This is a genomic window from Binatus sp. (SeqCode) (genome assembly GCF_036522015.1).
Classification (GTDB): Bacteria; Desulfobacterota; Binatia; order Binatales; family Binataceae; genus Binatus.
Window position 1 is genome coordinate 1 of record NZ_DATDGQ010000138.1, and the last position, 12,055, is coordinate 12,055.

Consider the following 12,055-nt stretch of genomic DNA (forward strand, 5'->3'; position numbering starts at 1 on the left):
GAGGTTTTCCGGCGCTGCGCAGGGTTCTACGCTCGCCCGAGCGTTGGGCGAGAATAGTAGAGCTGGCGAGGGACGAGGGCGGGCATCTTCCGCCGCGTCCGGATTCCGCAGCGCTCCAGGAGTTCCTCGAGGAGCGGCGACAAGCCGATCCCGCGCACTTTCCAGACCTGTCGCTTTCAGTGGTCAAGCTGCTGGGCCGCGGCGAGTACGTGCTCGACTTCCCCGGCCAGCCAGTGGCGGGACACTTCGGGCTTGCGGTGAACGATTACACTCATTCGACGGCGCCGAACCGGCGTTTCCCCGACCTGATCACGCAGCGCCTGTTGAAGGCTGCGCTCTCCGGGGTACCCAGCCCGCACAGCTCCGACGACCTTAACGATCTGGCTGGGCACTGCACGGACCAGGAAGACAACGCGACCAAGGTCGAGCGCCAGGTACGAAAGTCGGCGGCCGCGCTGTTACTCGAGTCCCGCGTGCACGAACGGTTTGACGGGATTGTCACGGGAGCTTCGGCGAAAGGGACCTGGGTGCGAATCGACCATCCCGCGGCGGAAGGGCGAGTGATGCGAGGGTTTAAGGGCTTTGATGTTGGCGACCATGTCACAGTCGAGCTGGTCGACACCGACGTCGAGCGCGGATTCGTAGATTTCGCGGGGGTCCGGAAATTATGAAGGTGCGCAAATCGGATTCACCAGCCAATCCACCGCTCGCTTACAAGAACGAGAAGTTTCTCGACAGCGAAGAAGCCCGTCCAATCCGGATTCTTGCGGAGTATCTCGAGCCGTTTCGGATTTTTTGCCGCGAGCAGGTACACGAGACGATCGTGTTCTTCGGCTCGGCGAGGATTGCGCCGGACGGTCCGCTCGGGCGTTACTACGAAGAAGCGCGCGAACTTGCGCGACTGATCACTGTCTGGTCGAAGGGTCTTCGGTCGGATGTTCACCGCTACGTGGTCTGCTCGGGAGGCGGCCCCGGCATCATGGAGGCAGCCAATCGCGGCGCGTCCGAAGCGGGTGGACGGACGATAGGACTGAACATCGGGTTGCCGCATGAGCAGCGGCCCAATCCGTACATCACGCGCGAGCTATCTTTCCAGTTTCACTACTTTTTCATGCGCAAGTTGTGGTTCGCGCATCTCGCACGAGCGCTGGTAGTTTTTCCGGGAGGCTTCGGCACGCTCGACGAAATGATGGAGATACTGACCCTGCAGCAAACGGAAAAGCTTGATCGTCCGATCACGGTGCTTCTCTACGGCTCGAAATACTGGAAGGAGATCATCAACTTCGACGCGTTGGTGCGGCACGGTACGATCAGTCGCGAAGATCTCGACCTGTTCAGCTTTGCCGACAATCCAGCCGCGGCGCTTCGCCTGCTGCAGAAGGGGATCAGGACGCAACCAGAGGAGAAGCCACCGGCCTTTGCGCATTCGTGCACGCCGCCGCAACGCCAAGGCGCATGATCAACTGGAGATCGCAGGCGTCAGGGGAGGGCGCACGCCTGCCGCACATTCCTATTCGTTAGTCGCCGAGGCAGACGGCCCTTTTCCCGCGAGCTCCGAGTCAATCACGAAATCCAGCACCTTGCCGTCAGGCAATCCCACGACCGGAATTCCGTTGACGAAGAACGTCGGCGTCGACGAGACGTGAATCGTGTTACCGTCGAGCTGATCCGCCTTGACGCGAGCTTCGGTCTGCGGGCTGTCCATGCACGCCTTCAGTGAAGGTTCGTCGAGCTTCTGCGCCTTCGCCAGTTTGTCCACCTTGTCCTGAATATTGGAGGCGTTGATCGTTCCCTGGTTCGTATAGAAGTAGCGCGCGAAGTCCCAGAACGCCGCCGGATTCTGCATCCGCGCGCATTCGGCAGCCTCAGCCGCTTTCATCGCCCACGGATGCACGTTCAGCGGGTAGGCTTTAAAAATTACCTTCACCTTGCCCTTGTAGGTCGTGTTGACCATCGTTTCGATCGCGCTGAACGCATGCGCGCAAAACGGACACTCGAAGTCGGCAAACTCGACGATCGTCACGGGTGCATCCGCCGGACCCTGCGTCGGCCGGTCGTCAAGGTTCACGCTGCCCATGTTGACCCGTCCCCACGGCTCCGCGCTGACGTCGAGAAATTGACCGACGATCGCCTTGCTCTCGTTTTTGTCGAAGAACAGCGTGGTGACCACGTTCTGTCCCTGTTCATTGCCAACGATCAACTGGCGCGCGAGCAGCCCCTCGATCGGCGTCTTGAAGGCAGGGCCCATCTTGATCAGGTCGGCGCTAGGGATCTTGAAGTGTTTCTGCAGATAGGTTTTCAACGCCGCGTCTTTCGCAGGATCAGTCGCGACAGCGCCGGCAGGGGAGGCGCCGGCCGCATCCTGCGCGAGGGCAGCGGCTGAGGCTCCCAAAACGAAAACGAATGCGCAGAAAGATGCTATTCTTGCAGCATAGTTCAACTTCGCATAAGAAGTATTATGTAAACTACGCGGGGGATTAGGTGACTGTTGACACTCACGCATAATTTCGCTAATGTACCAGACATGCAGACACTTAGCGAATTCGATAGAGAGTTCGGGACCGACGAGCAATGCCGCGCGTTCCTCGCCAGGATGCGCTTCCAGAACGGCGCGCAATGCCCTCGTTGCAAGAGCAAAGAGAAAGTCTATGCCCTCGCCGCACGTCCCTATCACTGGGTATGCAAGTCCGGCCTTGAGACTGTGGACAAACAGACTGGCGAGGTCCACATCTGCCACAAGCGCAACGGCTATCGCTTCAGCGTCATCACCGGAACGATTTTTCAGGATACCAAGGTCGCACTGAACATCTGGTTCAAGATCGGATACATGATGCTGACCAGCAAGAAAGGCGTCAGCGCGCTACAGATTCATCGCGTGATGTTCGGCGAGAAATCGACGCACGACTATCACACAAGCTGGTATATCTGCATGAGATGGCGCGCGGCGATGGCTGGCGACATGTTCCAGCCGCTCTCCGGTGTCGTGGAAGCCGACGAAACCTATATCGGCGGGAAGGATCGCAATCGCCACGCGAACACGCGTTCTGCGCGTCAGCGCGAGCTTGGCATCGGCGGCCATCGCTACGGGAAGATCGGAGTCATCGGCGCAATTGAGCGCAAGGGCAACGTTGTGGCGCGAGTCATCGGAAGTCAGGATGCGCCGACACTCGCGGGCTTCGTCCGCAAGGTCGTGGACAAGAACGTTTCGCTGGTCGTTACCGACGAGCACAAAGACTACAACTACGTTGACCGCAACATGCCGCACGCATCGGTCAAGCACTCGGTTGGCGAGTATGTCCGCGGCGAGGTCCACACCAATTCAATCGAATCGTTCTGGTCGCTGTTGAAACGCGGCGTAGTCGGCACCTACCACAACGTGAGCGCCAAGTATCTGCCGTTCTACTTGAACGAGTTTTCGTTCAGGTTCAACAATCGCAACAATGCGGAGATGTTTGCCGATCTGATTACGACGTGCAGCCAGTAGTGGAAGCGTCGATCTGAACGCGCTACACTTTCGGCGTGCGGAAAAAGAGATCGCAGACGCCAAAGCCTATCAGCGAGAAGACGCGCGCCAGCGACGAAGCCTTAAAGCGCGAGTTGGAGCAGGCCGATCCCGAAAAGTTCAAGCGGCTGGTCAAACCGCTTTTCCGTTCCTCAAAAACTTAGACCGGGACAAGCCTTCGTAAGATGCCCAAGCATACTAAGCTGATGATCGTGCCCCGGTTGCGACCAGGCGAAGGTAGAGAAATCGAAGTTCTCAGGCGAACTGTTCCGGGAGCGGACGGCAGCTCTACGCTTGAATTACAGATCGATATTTCGCACGCGCCAGTTCCTGACCGCAGGTATTTAGCTGACGCCGCCGCCGTGCTGTTCGAGAGCGATACACTGAGAATTGTCCTCGGGCAAAAGGGATTAGTCGGAAGCAAAATTAGATCGGCGGTGATACTTTTCTTGAGTCCACATGCGGCGATCCAGTTTCTGAAAAGTTGTGAACAGTTTCTGCCCGAGATTCGGAAGTACGCCGACGAGCATAAAATTCATGAAGCGTTAGTGGAGATTCAAGACGAACCGGCGCACATAACCTCGGTCGCGGCCAACATCATCCTCGCCGCCTTCTCCGGCCGGGAAGGATGCTTAGATTTATATAACTCCTCACCTTTTGTTATGGGAATCGTCCAAAAAGGCGGGAAGATGGCTCTAGACCCAATTTTGCGAGTTGACTTAACCACTGGTTTGCTGGTAGCGGTTCTTGATAAATTAGAAGAGCTGAAGGAGCATCTTCCTCCGTCGTAAATGGAGGGAACCGTATGGAATCTCTAGACCGATTTGAACCGGAAACTTGGTCCTCTGACGAAGGCGTTGTCGTGAGCATCCCGCCGATGCGCAGAGCGCGGCAGTTCGCATCGCGAACGAAGGAGCGCTGGATCGCCCGGACCGCGACCGCGACTTTGTTTACGCTCGCGCTAGCGGTAGTCCCGAACATTGGCTCGATAACCGTTCCGGAGTCTGACGCAATTCAGCAAACGGCTGTATCTGACTCGCTGCCGAAGCCAAGAGTCGCTTCGGCGCTGCGGGAGGTCGAACCCGGTCATTGGGGCAAGTTGATGAGCTTTTTGAATACCTTCCCCAGAGACGAAACCCGGGAAAGCAATCACGATCCAGATCCCTTTACCTGATCGTTAAGGCGTCAACCGAAAAATTGTCATGGCCGGTTGGTGGCTGCCCCAACTCAATCCGAAAGGACTGTCGCAGGGCGACATTATCCGGCCACTGATTTCGGGGACGGCGGCAGTTCCGTGGCGACCGCTACGGCCACAAGCGCTGAAGGGTAACAAACCAGGATGGGCCGAGACTGCTTGGACACCGGAGAACAGCGGTGACGGGCATTACCTCGCTCGCGGTAAGGTACTGCCTTGCCTAGTTGTGTCGTACAGCTGCGACTTGGACAAGGACAAAAGTAATGCGCGAGTACTGGTGGTGCCGATGCAGCCGTTGACAGCGTTGACTGAAGAATCGAGGGAAGCTGTACTTCAACTGCTGTCGATCAATCTGTTCCCGCTGGTGCAGGTGCCGAACCTCGAAGACCATTGCGCGGACTTGCGTTGCATCTCGCACGTCAATCGGAAACTCGTTAACGACTGCGAACGCGTGGCGTCGATGACCGATCTAGGTATGCAGAATCTCGAAGCGCACTTGGTCTATTTCTTCACACGTTTACCGGTGCCGGCGAACCAGTTCACTAAAGTGGGTTGAGCCTCGTCACTTCGTTTTTGCCTTGTGCTTTTCGTAGAGAGCCAAGGCCTCCTTTATTTCTTTGCCCATCGCATCCGCTCTGCGGTTGAACTCGATGGCATCTTTTTTCATGCGCCCAATGATTTTCAATTCGGCGTTCAAAGTACTGTTTAGCTTCTCGAAATTTATCGGCTTCGCAGGGTAGGTCTCAGCTATCTTCACCGCATTCTCGATGTGCTTCGCCAATGTCTTGCGTGTTCGTCGCATTTGTCGCACCAAGTCCTTGAACTCGAAGATCGACTGGCGCAACGGTCGTAAGAAAGGCAGCGTCCGCACCGATTGAGGCATCTTCTTGGTCATGTGATCGAGGTGATGCTCTATCGTCCCAAAACTCTGAAGCTGCTCTGCCAATTCCTTTGATCCCGCCATTGCGATCCGAGTCTTGATCATTATTTCTCGAATTTTGCCACTCTGACTGCGCTTCATTTCGGCGGCCCTCGCTTTAGCTCTCGCTCACGGTGAGTAGATGCGCTACTACTGTTCGGATTCCCCGATTGGAGGTCCGACAGGGTGCGATTCTGGAAAACATCCCGTGATTCTATGGCAATTTCTGATGGGTGTCGATACTCACCTAATCCCCACTACGCGAGGTGGTCCGAAATCGAACAAGGCCTGAAATCATTGATGCTCCAACGCTCCCCGCTTCAAGTTGTGATTGCCGCCGGCGTGGATTGAGAGGAACCCGCCAACCAATTCCGCACAGTTCTAGCTAATCGCGGCGAGTCCGTACAGCGCTTGATTCCTTGGGGGCCGCTACCGGTTTGTGACCCAGCGCTGCCAACGCTCGCCGCGCGATGAAATTCCGCGGCTCGAGGTTGAGTGCCTCTTCGTAGTACGCGATCGCGGTCGCCGCTCGATCCAGCCCACTCGCGCATCGACCCATCGCAACCAGCAGCTCGACGCCGCCGGCGCCGAACTCGCGGGCGTGCTTGAGCGCAGCTAACGCGTCCGCGAATTTCTCCTGCTCGGCAAGAGCCAGGCCGAGTCTCAACATCGCCTCCGCGTTCAAAGGGTCGAGGTCGAGCGCATCGCGATACATCGCCAACGCCGAGCGCCTGGCTCCCTTCTCGTACAAGTCGCGCGCGACCGCAGCCATCCTTGTTCCCTCCTCGGTCCATCCGCGCGATTCGACTTCCACCGTGATTTCGCCGTGCGAAACTTCCGCCTTGACCAGCCTCAGCTTGTTGCCCAGGTATTCGCGGATACGCTCGAGCAGAGCATCGCCGTTGGTCTCCGGCGACTCGAGAAACGCGAGCCCGACGGGATCGCCGACATGATCGACGCGCCGGATCACAAGCGTTCGCCGCGCGCGCGACCGCGTCGCCCTCGGTGGCGCCTGCTTGTCAGACGCGCTCATTGGGATCGAAGAGCTTGCGATACTCGTCGAGTGCGAAGCGGTCCGTCATCCCCGCGATGTAGTCCGCGACCGCCCGGGAAATCGGTTCGCCATGTTGCCCCGCGCGTATGACCACATGCTCGGGCATTTGGCGCGGCTCGGTCATGTAGGTTTCGAACAGCGCCGCCAACACCCTGCCCGCCTTCTCGGTCATCCGGCTGACGCGGTAGTGCCGATACAATCGATCGCGCATCACCTGCTTGATCTCGTCGACCTTCGGTCCCATCGCGGAACCGAAGCACGCCAGCGCCCTGCCCGCTTTGCGCACGTCGTCGACGCTGTGAATTTTATTGCGCTCCAGTTCGCCTGCGAGATTGGTCATCAGGTCGGTGGACATCGCGTCGATCATCCTGATGACGGTCTGGTAGCGAATCACGCGTATCTCGGCCGACGGGTACGCGTCGCGCGCCGCTGCGGCAGACTCTCTGAAGAGCGCCGACGCATTGAGCTCCTCGACCGACAGCATCTGCGCTTTCAGGCCGTCGTCAACGTCGTGCGCCAGGTACGCGATCTCGTCGGCCAGATCGACGATTTGCGCTTCCAGGCATGGGTATGTACTCGCGTCGAATTCCTGCGCCGCGGGACGATCCTGGAAATGCGAATGCTTGACGATTCCCTCGCGCACTTCGAAGCTCAGATTGAGGCCGCGAAAATTCGGGTAGCGAATCTCGATCCAATCGACGGTGCGCAGGCTCTGCGCGTTGTGATCGAAGCCGCCGTACGGCGTCATCAACTCGTTGAGCACCTTCTCGCCCGCGTGACCGAACGGCGTATGCCCCAGGTCGTGCGCCAGTGCGACCGCCTCTGCCAGCTCCTCGTTGAGGCCCAGCGCCCGCGCGACGGTGCGCGCGATTTGCGCGGCCTCGAGCGTATGCGTCAGCCGAGTGCGGTAGTAATCGCCCTCGTGATTTACAAAAACCTGGGTTTTGTATTCGAGGCGTCGAAACGCGGCCGAGTGAATGACCCGGTCGCGATCCCGCGCAAAGACGGTGCGAATCGGATGCTCGGGTTGGGGAAAGCGGCGCCCGCGACTGGCTCGCGACGCCATAGCGTAGGGCGCCAGCGTGCGCGCCTCGATTTCCTCCAGCTCCTGCCTCGTCCGCAGCATCGCAGCCTTATTCGGCGGTTCCGTTCAACACCCGAGATGGTACCATGCCGCCGACGGCTCTCGAAGCACCCGGCTCGACGTCGATGAACATGGTCCGGCCTTATGCCGCAGCGACGCGGTTCCTATAATTGATCGGCGTGGTTGGCATTCGAATCGATAGTGCGGTCCTGCAAATCGCATTGACGCTAACGTTAAGCGCGCTCTTCGCCGCGTGCGGCGCTAGCCATCCGACCCAGATCCAACAGCCACCTTCGGTGCTTGCGATGCCACAACCAACACCGACGCCTCAAGTAGTCGGCATGGCGTCGTGGTACGGCCCGGGCTTTCACGGCCATCATGCCGCAGCCGGCGGGATCTACGACGAAGAGGATCTCACTGCGGCGTCGATTGCGTTTCCCCTGGGCAGCCGCGTCATGGTCACCAATCTCGACAACGGGCGCTCCGTGGAAGTGACAATTACCGATCGCGGACCGTTTCTCAAAGGCCGCAAAATTGATCTATCGCACAAGGCTGCGCGCATGATCGGGATGCTCGACACGGGGACCGCGCGCGTCCGAATCACGCTCATCAGTAAGCCGACTGGCACTCGCGACGTCGGCGCGCCGCTACGCTACTGGGTTCAAGTCGGCTCATTTTCGAATCAGCAGAATGCAGAGCAAGTCCGCAGCAAACTGATCGCCTCCTACGCCGACGTCCACGTCGTTGACGTCCTTGATGCCGACCATCGTCGCTACTACCGTGTACGGATGGGCGCGTTTGCGACTCGCTCGGCAGCCGAGGCGCGCGCGTCCGATTCAGCAAGATTTGGATTTCCAGTTGTAATCATCACCGAATGAGCAGCCGCGCAATTTATTACGCACGACGGCTCTGGTGGCCGATCTGCGCTATCGCCGCGTTGATTCTTCTGCGCGGATGCGCCTACGCGCTGCTCAACGGAGACCGCGTCAATGCGCGGCAGGCCTCAACCATCGAGGCCGGCATCCAGGATCTTCGCCAGCTTCGGTTCAAGCAGCCGGTTCCGCTCGTCGTGAAAACTCCGGATGAAGCCGAATCGATGATGGAAGCCGACCTGATGCGCGACTACACCGACAACCAGCTCGAAGCCGACGCGGTAGCCGGCGCGCTCACCGGTCTCTACCCGGCCGGGCTCGATCTTAAGGCCGCGTCGCTCAAGCTGCTCAAGAGCCAGGTCGCGGGCTTCTACGATCCGCACGGCAAAGAAATGGTGCTGGTCGAAGGCGGCGGCGATCTTGGCATCTGGAACAGCGCGGCTCAGTTCATGATTCAGCGCGACGTCGTCGGCGAGATGCTGCTCGCGCACGAGCTCACGCACGCACTCCAGGATCAGAACTTCGACCTCGAATCGAGTCTCGACAAGGTGAAGGACGACGACGATCGCACGCTCGCGCTCAAGTCGGTCGCGGAGGGCGACGCCACCATCGCCGGCTTCGCGTACGCGGTCGGCCGGATGGACGACAGCACGGCAGACGCGCTCGCAAATAATCTCAAACAGCTCCCGCAGGCTCTGGCAGCCGAAGCGCCCAACACGCCCGAAGGCCTCAGCGTTCCGCTGCTGTTCCAATATTCCGACGGCGTCCGCTTCGTTGCCGAAGCTTATCGACGCGGTGGATGGCCCGCAGTCGATGCCCTATATCGCAATCCGCCGCAGTCGAGCCATCAGATTCTGCATCCCGCGCTCTATTTCGACCGCCCCGCGCCGCCGTCGCGAATCGAAGTCGCCGGCTACGACAGAATCATGAACGGCTGGAATAAGGTCGACGACGACACGTACGGCGAGTTGCTCCTGCGCGTCATCCTCGAGCGGAATCTCGGCAAACAGTCCAACGAAGTCGGACTCGCTTCGCGATGGATCGCCGACCGCATGATCATCCTACAGCAGAGCCGCGGCGTGAACGTCATCTGGATGCTCGTTTTCGACAACGCGCATACCGCCAGCCACTTCGCGGTCATTTACGAGACTTTGCTAGACCGGTTGCTCGGCGACTCGACTCCGCATCGCATCGACGCGCGCTCGAACGCGGTGCTGGTCGTGATCGGCGAGGGCGCTGACTATTTCGAGACCCTCGCGCCCGCCATCTGGAGCGCGAGCACGATCGAAACCGCCGGCGTCACCGCCCGCATCCAGCCATCTGACGGCTCCCTGATCCAATAACCATGCGCCCTCTACCCTACATCGCCGAGACTGAAACCGTGCGCCAGCATTTTTCTCACCGCTGCCCGCGCGCCTTCCGATTCGCGACTCGCCAACGAGGGGTCGCGGCCGAGCCACTCGTCAGCCAGCTTGCGTGCGCGTTCAATCGTGCGATGGTCGCGGATGAGGTGCACGAACTTCAGCGGCAGCGCGCCGGTTTGCCGCGCGCCGAGCAGATCGCCCGGGCCGCGCAGCCGCAAGTCGGCTTCGGCGACCGCAGCACCGGTCGTGCATTCGCGCATCGTTGCGAGCCGCGCCAACGCGGCTTCGTCCGCGTCGCTCGACGCCACGATACAGCATCGCGATGCCTTCTCGCCGCGGCCGACTCTGCCGCGCAGCTGATGCAACTGCGCCAGGCCGTAGCGCTCCGCCGCGACGATCACGATTATCGTCGCCTCCGGCACGTCGATCCCAACTTCCACCACCGTCGTGCAGACCAGCACGTCGATCGCGCCGTCGCGAAATTCACGCATCACGCGATCTTTTTCCGCGGGGCTCATTCTGCCGTGCATCGTGCCGATTCTGGTCCCGCGCAGGGCCCCCTTCTTGAGCCGCGCCGCCGTGGCAGACACCGACTTCGCCTCGTCGTCCTCGCCCATGATAAACGGCACGACGTAGTATGCACGCCCGCCGCCATGGATCTCTGCGCGCAACGAATCATGCACCCGCGCGAGCTCCTCCTCTGCGTAAATCTCGGTCGCAATCGGCGTGCGTCCGGCCGGCAGTTCGTCGAGAAACGACACGTCGAGATTCGCGAACAGGCTCATCGCCAGGCTTCGAGGAATCGGCGTCGCCGTCATCATCAGCAGATTCGCCTTCGGCCCCAACGCTTTCACCTTTGCGCGATCGAAAACGCCGAATCGATGCTGCTCGTCGATCACGCCGAGCGCGAGTCCGCGCATTCGGACACGTTCCTGTATCAGAGCATGGGTTCCGAACACCGCCGCGATTTCACCACTGGCGAGTCCGCGCAAAATCTGGCTGCGCGCCGCGCCCGTGACGCTTCCCGTGAGCAGCGCGTGCCTGACGCCCAGCCGTCCGCACACGCGCGCGAATCCGCGCCAATGCTGTTCGGCGAGCAGTTCGGTCGGCGCCATCATCGCAGCCTGATGCCCGCATTCGATCGCGCGAATCATCGCCCAGAACGCCACCACCGTCTTGCCGCTGCCGACATCACCCATCAACATCCGATTCATCTGGTTGGGCCGTGCGAGGTCTGCGGCGATCTCCTCGATAGCGCGCGATTGCGATCCGGTCAGCGAAAACGGCAACTCTTTCGTCATCTTCGCGCTAAGGCTTTGCGAGCCATCGAGCGCGATCCCCACACGTCTTGCACTGCGGAGACGTTCGATCGAGAGCGCCATTTCGAAGGCGAACAGCTCGTCGAATGCGAGTGCCAGATGCCCGCGTGACTCTCCGTCCGCCAACGCGTCGAAGTCTGCGTCAGCCGGAGGTTCGTGAAGGTAGCTGAGCGCCTCGCGAATCCTCGGCACTTCACCGCGGATTTCGTCCGGCAGTGCTCCGCTGATCGAGTTACCCGTCTCGACGAGGGCGCGCGCGACCAGTCCAGCGAACAGCCGCTGCCCAACAATCGAAGGCAGGCGGTAAACCGGGCGAATCCCCTTCGGCTCCCCCTCCGACATTTGATGCAACTCCGGTTGCACTATCTCGATTCCATCGTCCGCCCCCGCCGCAACGCGACCACGTACGAGAACGCGCTCGCCGCCCGGGAGATAGCCACGCATGTAGGCAGGCAGGTTGAACCACACGACGCGAATCTGCCTACCGCCAACGTTGAGCCATCCCGAAGCAAGCCGTCGCCACCGCGAGCCACGCATCGGCCGCTCCGTAATCTTGCCGAGGTCGCCTTCAAGGACCACGACGTTCCCAACGCGCAGATCTTTCGCAGAGGAGCGCACGCGCCAATCCTGGTAACGCACCGGCAAATGAAAAATGATATCCTCTGCCGTAACGATCCCGCGCGCTTCCAGAGCCGCCGCGCGCTTGGGCCCAATCCCCGGCATCGAGGCAATGGGGGAATCAATCC

At 60.1% G+C, this 12,055-nt stretch carries 13 protein-coding genes; 8 read left to right on the forward strand and 5 right to left on the reverse strand.

Annotated elements, in window-relative coordinates:
• Window positions 1-671: RNB domain-containing ribonuclease (locus tag VIW95_RS05665; protein WP_331584452.1), on the forward strand; the 671-nt coding region annotated here is incomplete at its 5' end.
• Complete coding sequence (locus tag VIW95_RS05670; protein WP_349259295.1) at window positions 668-1,459, forward strand: TIGR00730 family Rossman fold protein; 792 nt, start codon at window positions 668-670, stop codon at window positions 1,457-1,459. The genes VIW95_RS05665 and VIW95_RS05670, both read left to right, overlap by 4 nt.
• A gap of 51 nt (window positions 1,460-1,510) precedes the next feature.
• Here VIW95_RS05670 and VIW95_RS05675 read toward each other — a convergent pair whose 3' ends face one another.
• Window positions 1,511-2,392, reverse strand: a complete 882-nt coding sequence (locus tag VIW95_RS05675) for a DsbA family protein (protein WP_331584454.1) — start codon at window positions 2,390-2,392, stop codon at window positions 1,511-1,513.
• A gap of 132 nt (window positions 2,393-2,524) precedes the next feature.
• On the opposite strand from VIW95_RS05675, the gene VIW95_RS05680 reads away from it, so the two are divergent.
• The 4 genes from VIW95_RS05680 to VIW95_RS05695 all read left to right on the forward strand — a co-directional run bounded on the left by VIW95_RS05680 (window position 2,525) and on the right by VIW95_RS05695 (window position 5,253).
• A complete protein-coding gene (locus VIW95_RS05680; RefSeq protein WP_331584455.1) occupies window positions 2,525-3,484 on the forward strand; it encodes an IS1595 family transposase in 960 nt (319 codons plus the stop codon).
• Window positions 3,485-3,687: 203 nt separating this feature from the next.
• Complete coding sequence (locus VIW95_RS05685) at window positions 3,688-4,293, forward strand: hypothetical protein (RefSeq protein ID WP_331584456.1); 606 nt, start codon at window positions 3,688-3,690, stop codon at window positions 4,291-4,293.
• A 14-nt stretch (window positions 4,294-4,307) separates the two neighbouring features.
• The gene (locus VIW95_RS05690) at window positions 4,308-4,676 is read left to right on the forward strand and encodes a hypothetical protein (RefSeq protein ID WP_331584457.1); all 369 of its coding nucleotides are present in this window, start codon (window positions 4,308-4,310) and stop codon (window positions 4,674-4,676) included.
• A gap of 28 nt (window positions 4,677-4,704) precedes the next feature.
• On the forward strand, window positions 4,705-5,253 hold the full coding sequence (locus VIW95_RS05695) for a hypothetical protein (protein ID WP_331584458.1): 549 nt from the start codon (window positions 4,705-4,707) through the stop codon (window positions 5,251-5,253).
• Window positions 5,254-5,259: 6 nt separating this feature from the next.
• On the opposite strand, the gene VIW95_RS05700 is transcribed toward VIW95_RS05695, so the two are convergent.
• The 3 genes from VIW95_RS05700 to VIW95_RS05710 all read right to left on the reverse strand — a co-directional run bounded on the left by VIW95_RS05700 (window position 5,260) and on the right by VIW95_RS05710 (window position 7,796).
• A complete protein-coding gene (locus VIW95_RS05700; protein WP_331584459.1) occupies window positions 5,260-5,718 on the reverse strand; it encodes a hypothetical protein in 459 nt (152 codons plus the stop codon).
• 283 nt (window positions 5,719-6,001) lie between these two features.
• Complete coding sequence (locus VIW95_RS05705) at window positions 6,002-6,649, reverse strand: tetratricopeptide repeat protein (protein ID WP_331584460.1); 648 nt, start codon at window positions 6,647-6,649, stop codon at window positions 6,002-6,004.
• Window positions 6,636-7,796, reverse strand: coding sequence for a deoxyguanosinetriphosphate triphosphohydrolase (locus VIW95_RS05710; RefSeq protein ID WP_331584461.1), 1,161 nt, complete (start codon window positions 7,794-7,796; stop codon window positions 6,636-6,638). Before VIW95_RS05710 ends, VIW95_RS05705 begins: the two co-directional genes overlap by 14 nt.
• A 263-nt stretch (window positions 7,797-8,059) precedes the next feature.
• Here VIW95_RS05710 and VIW95_RS05715 point away from each other — a divergent pair, with 263 nt between their 5' ends.
• Both VIW95_RS05715 and VIW95_RS05720 read left to right on the forward strand, forming a co-directional pair.
• Window positions 8,060-8,632 carry a septal ring lytic transglycosylase RlpA family protein gene (locus VIW95_RS05715; RefSeq protein WP_331584462.1) on the forward strand — a complete coding sequence of 191 codons (573 nt, stop codon included), beginning with the start codon at window positions 8,060-8,062 and terminating at the stop codon, window positions 8,630-8,632.
• Entirely contained in the window at window positions 8,629-9,969 is a 1,341-nt protein-coding gene (locus tag VIW95_RS05720; RefSeq protein ID WP_331584463.1) for a hypothetical protein, read from the forward strand. Before VIW95_RS05715 ends, VIW95_RS05720 begins: the two co-directional genes overlap by 4 nt.
• Window positions 9,970-9,980: 11 nt before the next feature.
• On the opposite strand, the gene VIW95_RS05725 is transcribed toward VIW95_RS05720, so the two are convergent.
• Window positions 9,981-12,055: ATP-dependent DNA helicase RecG (locus VIW95_RS05725; protein WP_331584464.1), on the reverse strand; the 2,075-nt coding region annotated here is incomplete at its 5' end.